We start from the raw sequence: 16,652 nt of genomic DNA on the forward strand, positions 1-16,652 counted from the left end.
CCCATCTCCGACGCTCTACAAGGTACGGCACAGGCACCAAATCTGGACGCTGGCGGCGCCGGCCTGCATCAGCAGGCGGCTGATTTCCGCCACCGTACTGCCGGTTGTCACCACATCATCGATTAATGCGATATGGCGATCGCGCACGGTGATTTCAAGGCGAAAAGCATTGCGCAGGTTCCGTTTACGGGCGCTGGCGCTCAGCTGATGCTGTATGTGACCGGCGGCGCGGCGCGTAAGCCCGTCGGGACGCCAGGCGCAGCCCAGCCAGCGCGCCAGCGGCCGGGCCAGCAGATCGGCCTGGTTAAAACCGCGTCGCCAGGCGCGCCTGTGATGCAGCGGCACGGTCAACAGCAGATCGGGGCGTTGCAGGCCGCGTTGACGTCGGGCTGCCAACCAGCTTAGCAAAATCAGTCGCGCCAGCATCACAGAGAGTGCGGTCACGCGTGAGAATTTATGGCGGGCGATAAGCTGACTGAGCGGCGCGCCATAGGCGCTAACCGCAACCAGATGTTGCCAGGGCGGCGGACGGCGCAGACAGCGGCGACAGGCGAGCAGCGGATTTGCGGCGGCCAGGCCGCAGCGCGGACAACACGGCGGCAGCGGCGGCAGCGCGCGCAGGCAATAGCTGCACAGCCCCTGGCGCGGTAATTTCAGCGGCGTCTGGCATAGCCAACAGCCAGCCTGCATTGGTAGCATAGCGCTCTCCCTGACGGACAATAAAGAGACAATAACTGATGACGCAGCTCTACTGGCACACTATCGGCACCGGCGATCGTAATCTTGTGCTGCTTCACGGATGGGGATTGAATGCGGAGGTGTGGCGTTGCATTGCGCAGCCGCTCAGCGCACATTTTCGCCTGCATTTAGTCGATCTGCCGGGCTTTGGCCGCAGCCAGGGTTTTGGCGCGCTGAGGCTGGAGGAGATGGCGGCGGCGCTGCTGCCTCAGCTGCCTGAAAAGTCGCTGGTGCTGGGCTGGTCGCTGGGCGGCCTGGTCGCCAGCCAGCTGGCGCTGCGCTATCCGCAGCGGGTGGAGGGATTGATCAGCGTGGCTTCTTCTCCCTGCTTTACCGCTCAGGGCGATTGCTGGCCGGGTATTAAACCCGATACGCTGGCCGGTTTTCAGCAGCAGCTCAGCGAGAATTACCAGCGCACCGTTGAGCGCTTTCTGGCGTTGCAGACGCTGGGCGCCCAGAGCGCCCGGCAGGATGCGCGTATGCTAAAAGAGGTGGTGCTCTCCCAACCGTTTCCTGCGCCAGAGGTGCTGGCCGGCGGCCTGGATATTTTGCGCTATGTCGATCTGCGCAGCGCCATGGATAACCTGCAAACGCCGCTGCTGCGTATTTACGGCTCTCTTGACGGTCTGGTGCCGCGCAAAGTCGCCGCGCTGCTGGATGAGCGCTGGCCGCAAAGCGCCTCGTTGATAATAGAGAAGGCGGCGCATGCGCCTTTTGTGTCTCATCCGCAGGCGTTTTGCGAAGCGGTGGCGCGCTTTGGCAATTCTGTTTAAGAATCTTTATACCTTTAGCTGGCAAAATGTCACCGGGCGTTAATACTTGATGCTGAGCAAGGCCGCTGACTTTGACGTTCTGAAAGTCACCCAGGGAGTCGGGCGCTTCAACCCTGTCTCATTGTATCCATTCGGCGGCCATAGGGATAATCGGTCAACTTTAATGCGAAGGTGTACTATGAATCTGATGAAAACTGTTGTTGTTACCTGCCTGCTGGGCGGCCTCTCTTTCTCCGTGCTGGCGGCGAAAGAGGTGACGAAAGAAGAAGCGCAGAAGATGAATCTGGAAAAAATCGGCACCGTTAATACCACAGCGGAAACCACTTCGCCGATGGATGCCAAACGCGAACTGTCAAAAATGGCGGATGAGAAGGGCGGCCAGTATTACGTTATCGTCGCCGGACGCGAGCATGGGCGCTTCAGCGCCACGGCGGACGTATATAAATAAGTTGTCGGCAGGCATAGTGGCTATGCCTGCTGTCCTTTCAGCCACAGATAGCCCCATGGCGGCAGCGTAACGGGCTGGGCGCCGTCAATAAGCCGCTGCTCCACAATATCGCGATATTTTTTAGCCTCCGGCAGGCTGGTCTTCACGCTGTTGCCGCTCAAATTAAACAGACACAGTAAACTGTTCTCTCTCTCCGGCGTGTAGCGCCGCATTATCAATAGCCGGCTGTCGCCGTCGAGAATTTCCAGCGGATTATCGGGATGAAACGCCGGCTGCCGCGTGCGCAGCTGAATCAGCGCGCTAAGGCGGTTAAAAATCTGCTGGCGCAGATAGTCGCCGCCCGCCAGCGCCTTCTCAATAGCGGAGAGCGCATATTTTTCGCGGTTAATCGCGCGGTTGTGGCCTGCCACCCTGACGCCCTCATTATCGTTACGCGAACCCAGTATGTTCTGAATATAAATCGCCGGCACGCCGGGAAACGCCAGCAGGATGGCGTGCGTCAGCATAAAGCGGCGGATGCGCGTATCGTCATCATCATCCTGCTTATTGAGCGCATCCATCCAGGTGACGTTGATTTCATAAGGGCTGGTGGTGCCATCGGGGTTGTTTTTATAGGAAACCAGCGCGCCCTCCAGCGCTAAATCGCGCACCAGCGAAACGATTTCTACCTCCGGCAGGATGCCGCGCGCCGGATTAAGGCCGATGCCGTCATGGGAGGCGAGAAAATTAAAGAAGGTAGTGGCGCCGCCGCCCAGATCGAGCCCGGCGGCCCACTGACGCAGCGCGCGCGCCGAGCCGTTATGAACGGCGTGCAGCACCAGCGGCGGCAGGGAAAACTGATAGACCATCTGCGCCTCATCCCGCCCGTTGCCGAAATAGCTGATATTGTCCTGATGCGGCACGTTGGTTTCAGTAATAATGACCGTGCCGGGCGCCACCACATCGGCGATAGCGCGAAACAGTTTAACCAGCAGATGGGTATTTTCCAGATGGATACAGCGCGTGCCGGGCGTTTTCCACATATAGCCGACGGCATCAAGCCGCACATAGTCGGCCCCTTTTTTCAGATACTCCAGCAGCACGTCCACCATGCGGATTAACACTTCAGGACTGGCGAAGTTAAGATCGATCTGATCGGCGCTAAAGGTGGTCCAGATATAGTGGGTTTCGCCATTGGCGCGTAGAAAGGGCGTCAGCAGCGGCGAGGTGCGCGGGCGGGTGACGCCGCTTAAGTCGGCGCCCGGCGGCATGCTGATAAAAAAATCGTCCCAGCCCGCGTCGCAGGCCAGATAGTGTTTAAACCAGGCGCTGTGCGAGGAGATATGGTTGCAGACAAAATCGAACATCAGGCGCGTATGGGTATGCAGCTCCGCCACGTTGCGCCATTCGCCGCAGACCGGATTTACCTGATGGTAATCGATAACGGAAAAGCCATCGTCGGAAGACCAGGGAAAAAAGGGCAGCAGGTGGACAAGGTTGAAGGTGGACTGGAAATGCTGTTGGTAAAAGCGCGAAAAGGTAGCGAGCGTCGGCGCTTCCGGCTCGCGGAACTGATCGGCATAGGCGATCAGCACCACATCTTTTTCATCCCAGTGCGCTTTGCGTGGTTTTTTTATCCCGTCGCGCGCGGCGCGCACGTGTGAAAGCAGGCGCTCACGCGCGGCCGCAGGAAAAGTGTTCTGGTAGATCTTATCGATTAGGCTATTGATAATATCCATTTTTACCCGGCAGGCCACGGCGCTACGTTCAGAAAGGCGGTCATTTTACTGTAGCCCGCCGGGCTGAATTCGCAACCGTGGCTGCGTGGCTAATGACAGCTTTCGCTTTTTAACGCCTGATAGCGTTCAGCGGGCATCACCTCAATAGCAATACTCTGCGACGGCTGCGGCATCCGACGCAGGAACAGCAGCAGCGCGCCGTTAAACAGCAGCACCAGCAAGATAGTCAGGCTGCTGGCAAGCGGCTGCTCGCCAAGACGTGAGCACTGCCAGAACAGCGTCGCCAGCGAATAAGCCACGTTTAAGCCCCACAGGATTGAAAAGCCCATCCAGCGGCGGCTGCTTTCGCGGGCGATCGCGCCCATTACCGATACGCAGGGAACGTAGAGCAGTACGAACAGCAGATAGCTAAAGGCGGCGGCATCGCTGCCGAACTGGCGGTGCATCTGTCCCATGGCGCCGCTGGCCATTTCGCCATCGCCTTTGCTGGCCTCAATCGGGTTTGCCAGTACGCTCAGGCTCAGCGTCTCTTTTAATCCATCCCAGGTTTCCGTTACCGCATCTTTCAGCTCTTCTGTCAGGCTCCACGCTTCGGCATCGAAAGGCTCTTCATGCAGCGCTTCGGCGGTATAGAGGGTATTCAACGTGCCGACCACCACCTCTTTCGCCATCGCGCCGGTCAGCAGGCCAACCGTCGCCTGCCAGTTATCGGCATGTACGCCAATGGGCGTCAGCAGCGGCGTAATCACCCGGCTGACGCTGGCCAGCGCTGAGTCGTTAATGCTGTCTACCGGCTGACCGTTAAATGAAAAACTGTTCAGCCCGCCGATCAGGATACTGGCGACCACGATCACTTTGCCGGCGCGCAGAACAAAGCTGCGCAGACGCTGCCAGGCCTGCAGCGCCAGGCTTTTCAGATGCGGAACGTGCCAGCTCGGCAGCTCCATTACGAAAGGCGAGGCTTCGCCGCGCAGCAGCGTATGTTTTAACAGCAGCCCGGTTAAGATCGCCATTACGATCCCGGTCAGATAAAGGCTGAACACTACCAGCGCGCCATGCGAGCCGAAGAAAGCGGCGGAGAAAACGGCGAATATCGCCAGCCTGGCTCCGCAGGACATAAAGGGCGCCATCATTACGGTAATCAGCCGCTCGCGCGGCGCGTCCAGCGTACGGGCGCCCATCACTGAAGGAACGTTGCAGCCGAAGCCGACAATCAGCGGCACAAAAGATTTACCCGGCAGGCCGAGCGACTGCATGAGCCGATCGACGACAAAGGCGGCGCGCGCCATATAGCCGGAGTCCTCCATAAAGGAGAGGAACAGATACATCAGGCCGATCTGCGGCACCAGCGGTAAAACCGTATTAATCCCGCCGCCGATGCCCTGTGCGAGGAACAGCGTCAGCCATGTCGGGAAATGCAGCGTATGACCAAGCCACTGGGTGCCGTGAATAAACAGCGCCGCCGAGCCGACGTCGAACAGCGGCTGCAGCGCGCCGCCGATATTGATCGCCAGCAGGAACATCAGATACATCATCAGCAGGAAGACGGGGATGCCCAGCCAGCGGTTGAGCACGATGCGGTCGAGGCGCTGCGACAGACGGTCCGGCGCCGCCTGCTGCTGGTTGCTGACGCCCGCGCAGATTGCGGCAAGCTGCTGATAGCGCGCCGCCGCGATCTCGACGGCGGCATCCTGCGTTAGCGAAACTTCCGCTTCCGCCAGCCGCTGTAACGCCAGATCGCCCGCCTGCTGGCGACTGTAGATATCGCCCTCCAGCAGCTGGAACGCCAACCAGCGCCGCCGCTGACGCGGTTCGCTCACCGGCATCGCCGCCGCCAGCCGCTCTGCCGCCTCATTCAGCGCGGGCGGGTAGGCCACTTCAATCGGCGCGCCCATGCGGATGCCGGCGTCAATCAGCTGTTTCAGGCGATCGAGGCCGCTGCCGCGCGTTGAAACCACCGGCACTACCGGACAGCCGAGACGCTGTTCCAGCGCCGGAATATCAATAGTGATATTCTGGCTTTCCGCCATATCCAGCATATTCAGCGCCACGATGCAGGGCACGCCCAGCTCGCGCAGCTGTAACGTCAGATAGAGGTTGCGCTCAAGGTTGCAGGCGTCGACGACGTTAATCAGCAGGTCCGGCTGCTGGCTCAGCACGAAGTGGCAGGCGATCTGTTCATCAAGCGAGGCCTGCTGAGAAACGGTGGTCAGGGAGTAGGTGCCGGGAAGGTCGATGAGGTTGACGCGAGTATTACCGGCGGTAAAGAAGCCTTCTTTACGCTCGACGGTAACGCCCGCCCAGTTGCCGACGCGCTGGCGCGCGCCGGTAAGCTGGTTAAACAGCGTGGTTTTACCGGCGTTCGGATTGCCCAGCAGGCCAATCGTGCACTGTTTCATGCCGCCTCCGTCTGCGTAACCGGCTGTAGCTGCAACAGCGCCAGGTCTTTTTTACGCAGCATCAGGCTTACCCGGCCCGCCTGTATTTGCAGAGGATCGCCTAAAGGCGCGATACGAACCACCTCAAAGCAGGAACCGGGCAGCAGGCCCAGGGAGAGTAATTTCTGACGCCAGGCAGGGCTGACTGCGGAAGAGAAACCGATTATTTGATAGTGCTGACGGGCAAGCAAAGACATGGCTGGTACCTCATTGACCGTCGCGTTGCGCGACAATAACAAAACGGCTCCATATTAGTGAGAATAATTCTCGTTAATGTTGATTTAGAACAAAAACGGAACAGAGGGCGGCAAAAAGCCGCCCGGAAGGGTTAACGTTTTTTGCCGAGGGCGGCGGCCAGCGCGTCGCCCATGGCGCTGTTGCCTGAGGCGCTGGCGGCGCGTGGACGCGCTTTAGCGGCGGCGCGGCCGTTGTTCTCGCGTCCCTGAGCGCGCGGCGCGCCGCGTGAGGCGTTTTCGCCCGGCTGCTCGTCCAGCCGCATGGTCAACGCGATGCGCTTACGCTGCAGATCGACCTCCAGCACCTTCACTTTGACAATATCGCCCGCTTTAACCACGGTATGCGGATCTTCAACGAACTTATCGGAGAGTGAAGAGATATGTACCAGACCATCCTGATGAACGCCGATATCGACAAAGGCGCCGAAGTTGGTCACGTTGGTTACCGCGCCTTCCAGCACCATGCCCGGCAGCAGATCGTTCATGGTTTCGACGCCTTCCGCGAACTGCGCGGTTTTAAACTCAGGACGCGGATCGCGGCCCGGTTTTTCCAGCTCTTTCAGAATATCGCTGACCGTCGGTACGCCGAAGCGCTCGGTGGTGAAATCTGCGGCTTTCAGATTGCGCAGCTCGCCAGCGTTGCCCATCAGTTCGCGCAGCGACTGGCGGGTAGCTTCGAGAATACGCTCGACTACCGGATAGGCTTCCGGATGCACGGTTGAGGCGTCAAGCGGGTTATCGCCGTGGTTGATGCGTAAAAAGCCGGCGCACTGCTCAAAGGCTTTCGGGCCGAGGCGGCTGACTTTCAGCAGCTGCTGGCGATTCTGGAAGCGTCCGTTCTCATCGCGCCAGCTGACGATATTCTGCGCCATCATGCGCGTCAGGCCGGCTACGCGCGTCAGCAGCGCCACGGAAGCGGTATTGAGATCGACGCCAACGGCGTTAACGCAGTCTTCCACTACCGCATCCAGCTTTTTCGCCAGCATCGACTGGCTGACGTCATGCTGATATTGACCGACGCCGATCGATTTCGGATCGATTTTTACCAGCTCCGCCAGCGGATCCTGCAGGCGACGGGCGATAGAGACCGCGCCGCGCAGCGAAACATCCAGATCGGGGAACTCCTGCGCCGCCAGTTCGGAGGCGGAGTACACCGAGGCGCCCGCCTCGCTGACCACCACTTTCTGCGCCGTAACCTGCGGAAACTGTTTTTGCAGGTCGAGGAAGAAGCGCTCGGTTTCCCGCGAGGCGGTGCCGTTGCCGATAGCGACCAGCTCCACCTGATGGCGGATGCAGAGCGCCGCCACCGCCGCCGCCGCTTTCGCCGCCTGGCCGGTGTGCGGATAAACGGTATCGGTCGCCACCAGCTTGCCGGTTGCGTCCACCACGGCAACCTTAACGCCGGTGCGCAGGCCGGGATCGAGGCCCATCGTGGCGCGCATGCCGGCCGGGGCCGCCATCAGCAGATCGTGCAGGTTGCGGGCGAAAACGTTTATCGCCTCTTCTTCCGCCCGCTCGCGCACGCTGCCCATCAGCTCGGTTTCCAGGTGCAGCAGCACCTTGATGCGCCACGTCCAGCTCACCACCGCCTTGCGCCAGGCGTCGGCCGGAGCGTTATTCAGGCGCAGGTTAAGGTGGTCGGCGATCAGCTGCTCGCCGTAGCTTTCGCGCGGCGGCTCGTCGAACTGCGGATCGGCGTTGAGCGAGAGCTGCAGCACGCCTTCGTTGCGCCCGCGGAACATCGCCAGCGCACGGTGGGAAGGCACGGTAGCCAGCGCTTCGTGATGATCGAAGTAATCGCGAAACTTGGCGCCCGCTTCCTCTTTCCCTTCCACCACGCGTGACACCAGATGGGCGTTTTTCCACAGATAATCGCGCACCTTCGCCAGCAGCGCGGCGTCCTCCGCAAAGCGCTCCATCAGGATATAGCGCGCGCCGTCCAGCGCCGCCTTAACGTCGGCGACGCCTTTATCGGCATCGACAAATTCAGCGGCCAGCTGCTCCGGCTGATGCGACGGATCCTGCCACAGCGTATCGGCCAGCGGCTGCAGCCCCGCTTCGATGGCGATCTGCCCGCGCGTGCGGCGTTTCGGCTTGTAGGGAAGGTAGAGATCTTCGAGTTCGGTTTTGCTCAGGGTGGCGTTGATCGCGGCGGCGAGTTCATCGCTGAGCTTGCCCTGTTCGGCGACGGATTTAAGAATCGCCTGGCGACGATCTTCCAGCTCGCGCAGATAGCCGAGACGGGTCTCCAGCTGGCGCAGCTGGGTATCATCAAGCCCGCCGGTTACTTCCTTACGATAACGTGCGATAAACGGCACGGTATTCCCTTCATCCAGCAGGCGGATAGCGGCATCAACTTGTTCAGCCCGCGCCTGAAGTTCACCCGCAATAATGCGGTTCAGCGAATCATTCATTATCGGTTCACTATCTTGCTAGCACAGTTTGAGAAACAGGGGACAGTTATACGGATTGACGGCTGAAATTGCCAGCGATGCGGCGCGCTTTGCGCCAGATTCCGCAAGCGGCTTCGCGATTGACGATTCTGTTGTACCATTAGCGCAAACGGGCGGCGCTGCCGGCCCGCCGATGATGATTAGCAGACAGGATAGCGGCGTGAAGACTCAACTGATTACCCGTGAGGGGTATAACAAACTCAGGGCGGAGCACGATCATTTATGGCATGAGAAGCGCCCGGAGATTACTAAAATCGTCTCCTGGGCCGCCAGCCTGGGAGATCGCTCGGAAAATGCGGATTACACCTACAACAAGCGCCTGCTGCGTCAAATCGATCGCCGGGTGCGCTATCTGCGTAAATGCCTGGCGGAGCTGAAAATCGTCGATTATTCGCCGCAGCAGGAGGGAAAAGTGTTTTTCGGCGCCTGGGTTGAGGTGGAGAACGAGCAGGGCGAAATAAAGCATTTTCGTATCGTCGGGCCGGATGAGATTTACGGCGAGGTAAAGGATTATATTTCTATCGACTCGCCGATGGCGCGCGCGCTGATTAAAAAAGAGGTGGATGATGAGGTGCAGGTTAATACGCCAGAGGGGGAAAAGATCTGGTTTGTGAAGCGCATCGAGTATCAGCGTGATGAGGGTGGCGCAGCATAAAAAGAGCGGAGAATAATGGCCTTTTAATCAAGCCGGGGCGGTACTTATTCTCCGGTGGCGAAAGAGAACGGCAAAAAACAGAGTTCGACCCAGGCCGGGATAAAATCAGGGCCTCAGGCGAAGGCTTTTTAGTGGAAGCGCTGGCTGAGGTTACCGGCCAGCGCCGCGTCGGTTGAGGTCGGCGCCGGCAGAAAATCCGCCAGCGCCCGTTTGTCGGCGGAAAAGTTCGCCCCGCCGGCAGCCTCGATATCGGTTACGTTGCCGCCGGCAGGCTCTGCCGCCATCACGTAACCGCTGATAAACAGTACCAGCGAGCCAATCAGCATTATCTTGTTCATCGTTATTCCCGGCTGATAAATAAAAGAACGCGTGCCCTGATGAATATAGGTTTTAGCGATGCCCGGTGAAAAGCGCTGTTTTCTCAGCAACCGGGGCGGGTTGATTTATCGCTGGATCGGTAACTGTTGGCCTGCGAATTTTCCTGGCTCAGCGTAACGGCAATAAAATAAACGCCAGCGTTTTCTGCTAATAGTTGCAGGTAACGCGCGCTAATCTGACGACGCGCGGCCAGAGCGGCGGCGAGAAAAGCAGGCGCCGGGTGGGGTAACTATTTAACCCGTTATTTTTTAAGCAAAAAATTTAAGCGTGACGATCCGCGCCAGCCTGAGAGAGAGATCGCGGCGCGATTTCAGAAAAGCCGGATCGCGGCGGCGTTGCCTGCGTGACGGCGTAAAAGGTGATTAAAGGCGCGATAACCTGCTGTTTAATATGCTTTGTAACAATTTCGGCTAGAATATAAACCAATAATGACTGTCACAGCTACGCTTCTTTTTTAACAATATCGGCTCAGGCAATAGCGCCTTTGGGAGTATCGAAATGCAAGAAAACTACAAAATTCTGGTCGTTGACGATGACATGCGCCTGCGTGCGCTGCTGGAACGTTATCTGACCGAACAGGGTTTTCAGGTGCGCAGCGTGGCTAACGCCGAGCAAATGGATCGCCTGTTAACCCGCGAATCCTTCCACCTGATGGTGCTTGATCTGATGTTGCCGGGAGAAGATGGGCTGTCGATCTGCCGTCGTCTGCGCAGTCAAAGCAATCCTATGCCGATTATTATGGTGACGGCGAAAGGCGAAGAGGTCGATCGTATCGTTGGGCTGGAGATCGGCGCCGACGACTATATTCCGAAGCCGTTTAACCCGCGTGAGCTGCTGGCGCGTATTCGCGCCGTGCTGCGCCGCCAGGCCAACGAGCTGCCGGGCGCGCCCTCGCAGGAGGAAGCGGTGATCGCCTTCGGTAAATTCAAGCTGAATCTCGGTACGCGCGAGATGTTCCGCGAAGACGAGCCGATGCCGTTAACCAGCGGCGAGTTTGCGGTGTTGAAGGCGCTGGTCAGCCACCCGCGCGAGCCGCTGTCGCGCGATAAGCTGATGAACCTGGCGCGCGGGCGGGAATACAGCGCCATGGAGCGCTCCATCGATGTGCAGATCTCACGCCTGCGCCGTATGGTGGAAGAAGATCCGGCGCATCCGCGCTATATCCAGACCGTCTGGGGCCTGGGCTACGTTTTTGTACCGGACGGCACTAAAGCATGAAGCGATTCCGCTTTTCTCCCCGCAGTTCGTTTGCGCGCACGCTGCTGCTGATCGTCACGCTGCTGTTTGTCAGCCTGGTAACCACCTATCTGGTGGTGCTTAACTTCGCTATTTTGCCCAGCCTGCAGCAGTTTAATAAGGTACTGGCCTATGAAGTGCGAATGTTGATGACCGATCGGCTGCAGCTGGAGGATGGCACCCAGCTGGAGGTGCCGCCGGCTTTCCGGCGTGAAATCTACCGTGAACTGGGGATCTCTCTTTACACCAACGCGGCGGCGGAGGAGAGCGGATTACGCTGGGCTCAGCATTATCAGTTTTTAAGCGATCAGATGGCGCGTCAGCTTGGCGGCCCTACCGATGTGCGGGTTGAAGTGAACAAGAACTCGCCGGTGGTCTGGCTGAAAACCTGGCTGTCGCCCGATATCTGGGTGCGCGTGCCGCTGACGGAAATTCATCAGGGCGATTTTTCGCCGCTGTTCCGCTATACGCTGGCGATCATGCTGCTGGCGATCGGCGGCGCCTGGCTGTTTATTCGCATTCAGAACCGCCCGCTGGTGGAGCTGGAGCGCGCGGCGCTGCAGGTGGGGAAAGGCATTATTCCGCCGCCGCTGCGTGAGTATGGCGCCTCTGAGGTGCGTTCGGTTACGCGCGCTTTTAATCAGATGGCCTCCGGCGTTAAGCAGCTGGCGGACGATCGCACCTTACTGATGGCGGGCGTCAGCCACGATCTGCGCACGCCGCTGACCCGTATCCGTCTAGCCACGGAGATGATGAGCGCAGAGGATGGCTACCTGGCGGAATCGATTAATAAAGATATCGAAGAGTGCAACGCTATTATCGAGCAGTTTATCGACTATCTGCGCACCGGCCAGGAGATGCAGACCGAACGCGCCGATCTTAACGCCGTGCTGAATGAGGTAGTGGCGGCGGAAAGCGGCTACGAGCGCGAAATTGAAGATGCGGTTATGCCGGAAGAGCTGATACTGGATATCAATCCGCTCTCCATTAAGCGCGCGGCGGCCAATATGGTGGTGAACGCGGCGCGTTACGGCAACGGCTGGATTAAGGTTAGCAGCGGGCGGGAGCTGCAGCGCGCCTGGTTCCAGGTTGAGGATGATGGTCCGGGCATCAAGCCGGAACAGCTCAAGCACCTGCTCCAGCCTTTCGTGCGCGGCGACAGCGCCCGCAGCACCAGCGGTACCGGCCTGGGGCTGGCGATTGTGCAGCGCATTATCGATGCGCACCAGGGATCGCTGGATATTGGCGTCAGCGAGCGTGGCGGCCTGTGTATTCGCGCCTGGCTGCCGTTGTCCGATACGCCGCATCCGTCTGCGGCGCTGCCCGCCACCTCCGCCACAGGCTAAGCGATAAAGCAAAACCCCGCCGGAAGGCGGGGTTAATAATAAATAAAGGCCGTGATGCTGTCAGGCGTTACCGGCAGAGTTAACCCCGCCGCAGAGCGGGGTTTTTCCGTTACCCGGCGTTAAATCTGCGGGCCGGCGGCTACCAGCGCCGCGCCGGCAGGCGTATCGGTGTACTTCTCGAAGTTGTTGATAAAGCGCTGCGCCAGATCCAGCGCCCGACTCTCCCACTGCGCGGGATCCTGCCAGGTGTTGCGCGGATCGAGAATATGGCTATCGAGCCCGGCCAGCGATACCGGCACTTCAAGGTTAAAGATCGGCAGCGTATGGGTCTCCGCATTCGACAGCTCGCCGTTGAGGATCGCGTTGATGATTGCGCGCGTATCCTTCAGCGAAATACGCTTGCCGGTGCCGTTCCAGCCGGTATTAACCAGATAAGCCTCCGCGCCCGCCGCCTGCATCCGTTTCACCAACACTTCCGCATATTGCGTCGGGTGCAGCGTTAAAAACGCCGCGCCAAAGCAGGCGGAGAAGGTCGGGGTGGGTTCGGTTACGCCGCGTTCAGTGCCGGCCAGCTTAGCGGTGAAGCCGGAAAGGAAGTGATACTGCGTTTGGTCGGGCGACAGACGCGAAACCGGCGGCAGTACGCCAAAGGCGTCGGCGGTAAGAAAAATAACCTTTTTCGCGTGGCCCGCTTTAGAAACCGGCTTCACGATATTATCGATATGGTAGATCGGGTAGGAGACGCGGGTGTTCTCCGTTTTGCTGGCGTCGCTGTAATCAACTGAACCGTCGCTGCGCACCACGACGTTCTCCAGCAGCGCGTCGCGTCGAATGGCGTGATAGATCTCCGGCTCCGCCTGCTCTGACAGGTTAATCGTTTTTGCGTAACAGCCGCCTTCGAAGTTGAATACGCCGTCGTCGTCCCAGCCGTGCTCATCGTCGCCGATAAGCTGACGTTGCGGATCGGTGGAAAGGGTGGTTTTACCGGTGCCGGAGAGGCCGAAAAAGATCGCCACGTCGCCCCTGGCGCCCACGTTAGCCGAGCAGTGCATCGCGGCGATGCCTTTCAGCGGCAGCAGGTAGTTCATAACCGCGAACAGGCCTTTTTTCATTTCGCCGCCGTACCAGGTGCCGCCGATCAGCTGCATATTTTCGCTAAGGTTAAACGCGACGAAATTTTCTGAATGCAGGCCCTGCTGCTGCCAGTCGGGGTTGGTGCATTTTGCGCCATTCATAACGACAAAATCGGGTACAAAGCTGGCGAGGCTCGCCTCATCGGGGCGGATAAACATATTTTTGACGAAATGCGCCTGCCAGGCGACTTCGGTGATAAAGCGTACGCTCAGGCGAGTATCGGGGTTGGTGCCGCACCAGGCGTCGATAACAAACAGACGCTTGCCGGAAAGCTGCCGCGTTACGCATGATTTCAGCGCCTGCCAGGTTTCCTGTGATAAAGGCTGGTTGTCGTTTTTGCCTTTGCCCTGATCGTTCCACCACAGGGTATCGCGCGTGGCGTCATCGCGCACAATATATTTATCTTTTGGCGAGCGTCCGGTAAAGATACCGGTGTCGACGGCAATCGCGCCAGACTGCGTTAGCGTGCCACGCTCATAGCCGGTCAGCTCCGGTCGGGTTTCTTCCTTAAATAAAGTTTCATAATCGGGATTATGAACCACTTCAACCGTATCGGTGATGCCATAAGCGACGAGATCCTGTGGCGTCAGGCCATTAGCGCGCATATTACTGCTCCTTTGTCGATTTGTACTGCCACAAATGTAGGGGGAGGACTTGCTGCGACCAGCCATAAAACAGAACGAAGCGATTCAGTCTGCTTTACAATTGCGGCAGTCTACTACTGTCTCCATACAGCGGAAGGAGAGAGTAACAGAAATGAGAGACAAAACGGTTTTTTATGGAAATTCATCTTTATCCGATGAAAAGTAATGGTTAATGAAGAGTTATTGTGAAACAAGATTTCATTTTATCGCCGCCGCGCCATAGTTTTATGCTGCTTTAACGCGCAGAGCCAGTGGATTCACACAACAGGGGCGGGCGTCGTTTAGCCCTGTTGCGGATGATGTTGTTAACAAAAAGGCGGCTTCGGGCCGCCTTAAAAATGAGTTGAGCGTTTGCTTAGCCGCACACAGACGATCTGTTTGTTAACGGCCCTGCCGCGTCTTACTCATGCTTAATGGATCTGCTCGCTGCCGCCGCTGGAATCGTTGCGAATCGCCGCGATATCTACCGCATCGTAGAGATAGTGGCTGCCGCAATAGTCGCAGTGCATATCGATCTGGCCATCCTCCTGCAGAATCTGATCGACTTCTTCCTGCGGCAGCGTTTTCAGCACTTCGCCGCAGCGCTCGCGCGAGCAGGAGCACTTAAAGCTGACGCTTTGCGGATCGTAAACCGTCACTTCTTCCTGGTTATAGAGGCGCCAGAGCACTTCGTTGGCCGGCAGGCCGATCAGCTCTTCGGTTTTAATGGTCTCCGTTAGCGTCGCCAGGTGGTTGAAATCTTCCGGATCGGCGTTCTGCGCCGGCAGCACCTGCAGCAGGATACCGCCGGCGCCCGGCTGACCTTGATGTTCGCCGGTGCGAATAAACAGGCGCGTCGGCAGCTGTTCGGAACGCATAAAATAGTCTTCCAGGCAGGCCGCCAGCGTCTCGCCTTCCAGGCCTACCACGCCCTGATAGCGTTCGCCTTTCTCCGGAGAGATGGTGATAACCAGATAGCCGTTGCCGACCATCTCTTTCAGCGTGCTGCCCGGCACGATATCGCCCTGCATACGCGCCACGCCGCGCATCTCCTGACGGTTGTTGCCGTTAATGACCGCCAGCGACAGCGCGCCGTCGCCCTGCAGCTGCACCGTGATGTCCCCTTCGAATTTCAGCGTGGCGGTCAGCAGGCTGGTAGCCACCAGCAGTTCGCCCAGCAGCTGCTGGACCGGCTGCGGATAGTCGTGGCCGGAGATAATTTCCCGCCACGTATCGGACAGATTAACCAGTTCGCCGCGAACCGCGTGATTTTCGAACAGGTAACGGTGCATTTGGTCTTGATGAGCCATAGTTTTTCTCTCGTGTTGGCGGCGCGTTATTCGTCGCCAGAAAATTTAAATTTCATCAGATCGCGGCGCTCTTTTTTATCCGGCCGGCGATCGGGGTGCGGCATCGTCAGGGCGTTCAGCTTACGCGCCTGCGCCATCTTCTCGCGTTTTTCCACGCTCTCCGGCGTTTCGCTGTAGAGCTGCTGCGCTTCGCTGGCGGGACCGCGCCGATCGGTAACGGCACGGATGATAACGGTGCGCTCATCGTTGCCCTGCCGTAAGGTCAGTTCGGCATCCAGTTCCACCAGCTTGCTGGGCTTGCTGCGCTGTCCGTTATAGTGAACCTTGCCGCCTTCAATCATTTCGCGCGCCAGCGCGCGGGTTTTATAAAAGCGCGCGGCCCACAGCCATTTATCGAGCCGGACGCCCTCTGCGGTTTTCTCTTTCATTGCTGCTCCCGTCGGGTTTAGCGCGCCTCCGGCCTCAGCGCGCCGAGCAGGGTACGGTAATCGCTGATGCTCTGGTGACGAGCGAAGGTTTTCTCCGGCTGGCCGGAATCGGGATTGCCAACGCCAAGACAGCAGGCGATTCCCCAGCGCTTTGCCGCATCCAGTACCGGTTCGCTGTCATCGATAAACAGCGTGCGATGCCTGTCGAAGCCGGTATGCCGTTCTACGGCCTGCCATAAACGCCGATCCTCTTTCGGAAAGCCAAATGTATGGGTCGATAGCAATAAATCAAGGTGCCGATCGAGACCGGTTTGCTGAAGCTTTACGTCAAGATTAAAAGGATGCGCGTTAGTCAGCAGAATGGTGCGCTTGCCGCAGGCGCGCAGCGCGTGCAGGAAGGGAAGGGTATCGGCGCGCAGCCGGGCGCGGGCGCGTATTTCCCAGGTCATGGCGCGGATATCCAGCTGCAGCTCCCGGCTCCAGTAATCCAGACAATACCAGTTTAGCGTATGCTGCACCGCCTGGTATTTCGCCATAATAAAGCGCTGCGCTTCTGCGAGAGGGATGTTGCGCTGCTGGCTTAGCCTGTGCGGCACCAGCGTTAGCCAGAAATAGTTGTCGAACGCCAGATCGAGCAGCGTGCCGTCCATATCCAGCAGCACGGTATCAATATCGCGCCAGTTAATCTCAAGCTTCATGCCGTCTCCGGGCCAGTCAAAATGGGCCACAGGGTAGCAT

The 16,652-nt window shown here is 58.6% G+C and carries 15 protein-coding genes; 5 read left to right on the plus strand and 10 right to left on the minus strand.

Going from position 1 to position 16,652, the window contains the following annotated elements; genetic code table 11:
• Nucleotides 1–15: 15 nt before the first annotated feature.
• Nucleotides 16–699, minus strand: coding sequence for a DNA utilization protein GntX (gene gntX, locus FKM52_RS12040; RefSeq protein WP_141176422.1), 684 nt, complete (start codon nucleotides 697–699; stop codon nucleotides 16–18).
• Between the two features lie 38 nt (nucleotides 700–737).
• On the opposite strand from gntX, the gene bioH reads away from it, so the two are divergent.
• Both bioH and FKM52_RS12050 read left to right on the plus strand, forming a co-directional pair.
• Complete coding sequence (gene bioH / locus FKM52_RS12045) at nucleotides 738–1,511, plus strand: pimeloyl-ACP methyl ester esterase BioH (protein ID WP_141176423.1); 774 nt, start codon at nucleotides 738–740, stop codon at nucleotides 1,509–1,511.
• Between the two features lie 178 nt (nucleotides 1,512–1,689).
• The gene (locus FKM52_RS12050; protein WP_141176424.1) at nucleotides 1,690–1,959 is read left to right on the plus strand and encodes a YdgH/BhsA/McbA family protein; all 270 of its coding nucleotides are present in this window, start codon (nucleotides 1,690–1,692) and stop codon (nucleotides 1,957–1,959) included.
• Nucleotides 1,960–1,979: 20 nt separating this feature from the next.
• Here FKM52_RS12050 and FKM52_RS12055 read toward each other — a convergent pair whose 3' ends face one another.
• The 4 genes from FKM52_RS12055 to FKM52_RS12070 all read right to left on the minus strand — a co-directional run bounded on the left by FKM52_RS12055 (nucleotide 1,980) and on the right by FKM52_RS12070 (nucleotide 8,768).
• Nucleotides 1,980–3,677 carry an alpha-amylase family glycosyl hydrolase gene (locus FKM52_RS12055; RefSeq protein WP_141176425.1) on the minus strand — a complete coding sequence of 566 codons (1,698 nt, stop codon included), beginning with the start codon at nucleotides 3,675–3,677 and terminating at the stop codon, nucleotides 1,980–1,982.
• Nucleotides 3,678–3,766: 89 nt separating this feature from the next.
• Nucleotides 3,767–6,076 carry a Fe(2+) transporter permease subunit FeoB gene (feoB, locus tag FKM52_RS12060; RefSeq protein ID WP_141176426.1) on the minus strand — a complete coding sequence of 770 codons (2,310 nt, stop codon included), beginning with the start codon at nucleotides 6,074–6,076 and terminating at the stop codon, nucleotides 3,767–3,769.
• Complete coding sequence (gene feoA, locus FKM52_RS12065) at nucleotides 6,073–6,312, minus strand: ferrous iron transporter A (RefSeq protein ID WP_141176427.1); 240 nt, start codon at nucleotides 6,310–6,312, stop codon at nucleotides 6,073–6,075. The genes feoB and feoA overlap by 4 nt, the downstream gene beginning before the upstream one ends.
• 131 nt (nucleotides 6,313–6,443) lie before the next feature.
• Entirely contained in the window at nucleotides 6,444–8,768 is a 2,325-nt protein-coding gene (locus FKM52_RS12070) for a Tex family protein (protein ID WP_141176428.1), read from the minus strand.
• A 196-nt stretch (nucleotides 8,769–8,964) separates the two neighbouring features.
• Between FKM52_RS12070 and greB the strand changes: the two genes are divergently transcribed.
• Complete coding sequence (greB, locus tag FKM52_RS12075; RefSeq protein ID WP_141176429.1) at nucleotides 8,965–9,459, plus strand: transcription elongation factor GreB; 495 nt, start codon at nucleotides 8,965–8,967, stop codon at nucleotides 9,457–9,459.
• 128 nt (nucleotides 9,460–9,587) lie between these two features.
• Here the strand turns inward: greB and FKM52_RS12080 are convergent, their stop codons facing one another.
• Nucleotides 9,588–9,797 (minus strand): hypothetical protein, encoded by a 210-nt coding sequence (locus FKM52_RS12080; protein WP_141176430.1) that lies wholly within the window; start codon nucleotides 9,795–9,797, stop codon nucleotides 9,588–9,590.
• 538 nt (nucleotides 9,798–10,335) lie between these two features.
• Here FKM52_RS12080 and ompR point away from each other — a divergent pair.
• Complete coding sequence (ompR, locus tag FKM52_RS12085) at nucleotides 10,336–11,055, plus strand: osmolarity response regulator transcription factor OmpR (RefSeq protein WP_038629697.1); 720 nt, start codon at nucleotides 10,336–10,338, stop codon at nucleotides 11,053–11,055.
• Nucleotides 11,052–12,419 carry a two-component system sensor histidine kinase EnvZ gene (gene envZ, locus FKM52_RS12090; protein WP_141176432.1) on the plus strand — a complete coding sequence of 456 codons (1,368 nt, stop codon included), beginning with the start codon at nucleotides 11,052–11,054 and terminating at the stop codon, nucleotides 12,417–12,419. The genes ompR and envZ overlap by 4 nt, the downstream gene beginning before the upstream one ends.
• Before the next feature lie 119 nt (nucleotides 12,420–12,538).
• Here the strand turns inward: envZ and pckA are convergent, their stop codons facing one another.
• The 4 genes from pckA to yrfG form a co-directional block, all read right to left on the minus strand.
• Entirely contained in the window at nucleotides 12,539–14,158 is a 1,620-nt protein-coding gene (gene pckA, locus FKM52_RS12095) for a phosphoenolpyruvate carboxykinase (ATP) (RefSeq protein ID WP_141176433.1), read from the minus strand.
• 449 nt (nucleotides 14,159–14,607) lie between these two features.
• Nucleotides 14,608–15,486: an Hsp33 family molecular chaperone HslO gene (gene hslO, locus FKM52_RS12100; protein WP_141176434.1), complete on the minus strand. Its 879-nt coding sequence runs from the start codon at nucleotides 15,484–15,486 to the stop codon at nucleotides 14,608–14,610.
• 26 nt (nucleotides 15,487–15,512) lie between these two features.
• Nucleotides 15,513–15,914: a ribosome-associated heat shock protein Hsp15 gene (hslR, locus tag FKM52_RS12105; protein ID WP_141176435.1), complete on the minus strand. Its 402-nt coding sequence runs from the start codon at nucleotides 15,912–15,914 to the stop codon at nucleotides 15,513–15,515.
• Nucleotides 15,915–15,931: 17 nt separating this feature from the next.
• Nucleotides 15,932–16,612, minus strand: coding sequence for a GMP/IMP nucleotidase (gene yrfG / locus FKM52_RS12110; RefSeq protein WP_141176436.1), 681 nt, complete (start codon nucleotides 16,610–16,612; stop codon nucleotides 15,932–15,934).
• Nucleotides 16,613–16,652: the final 40 nt, after the last annotated feature.

It is taken from the genome of Mixta tenebrionis (genome assembly GCF_006517625.1).
GTDB classification, from domain to species: domain Bacteria; phylum Pseudomonadota; class Gammaproteobacteria; order Enterobacterales; family Enterobacteriaceae; genus Mixta; species Mixta tenebrionis.

Excerpts from the sequence above, each read along its gene's own strand:
- ompR (WP_038629697.1), top strand. The coding sequence starts at position 10,336 with ATGCAAGAAAACTACAAAATTCTGGTCGTTGACGATGACATGCGCCTG.
- FKM52_RS12080 (WP_141176430.1), bottom strand. The coding sequence starts at position 9,797 with ATGAACAAGATAATGCTGATTGGCTCGCTGGTACTGTTTATCAGCGGT.
- hslR (WP_141176435.1), bottom strand. The coding sequence starts at position 15,914 with ATGAAAGAGAAAACCGCAGAGGGCGTCCGGCTCGATAAATGGCTGTGG.
- hslO (WP_141176434.1), bottom strand. The coding sequence starts at position 15,486 with ATGGCTCATCAAGACCAAATGCACCGTTACCTGTTCGAAAATCACGCG.
- FKM52_RS12050 (WP_141176424.1), top strand. The coding sequence starts at position 1,690 with ATGAATCTGATGAAAACTGTTGTTGTTACCTGCCTGCTGGGCGGCCTC.
- envZ (WP_141176432.1), top strand. The coding sequence starts at position 11,052 with ATGAAGCGATTCCGCTTTTCTCCCCGCAGTTCGTTTGCGCGCACGCTG.
- feoA (WP_141176427.1), bottom strand. The coding sequence starts at position 6,312 with ATGTCTTTGCTTGCCCGTCAGCACTATCAAATAATCGGTTTCTCTTCC.
- bioH (WP_141176423.1), top strand. The coding sequence starts at position 738 with ATGACGCAGCTCTACTGGCACACTATCGGCACCGGCGATCGTAATCTT.
- pckA (WP_141176433.1), bottom strand. The coding sequence starts at position 14,158 with ATGCGCGCTAATGGCCTGACGCCACAGGATCTCGTCGCTTATGGCATC.
- feoB (WP_141176426.1), bottom strand. The coding sequence starts at position 6,076 with ATGAAACAGTGCACGATTGGCCTGCTGGGCAATCCGAACGCCGGTAAA.
- gntX (WP_141176422.1), bottom strand. The coding sequence starts at position 699 with ATGCTACCAATGCAGGCTGGCTGTTGGCTATGCCAGACGCCGCTGAAA.
- FKM52_RS12055 (WP_141176425.1), bottom strand. The coding sequence starts at position 3,677 with ATGGATATTATCAATAGCCTAATCGATAAGATCTACCAGAACACTTTT.
- yrfG (WP_141176436.1), bottom strand. The coding sequence starts at position 16,612 with ATGAAGCTTGAGATTAACTGGCGCGATATTGATACCGTGCTGCTGGAT.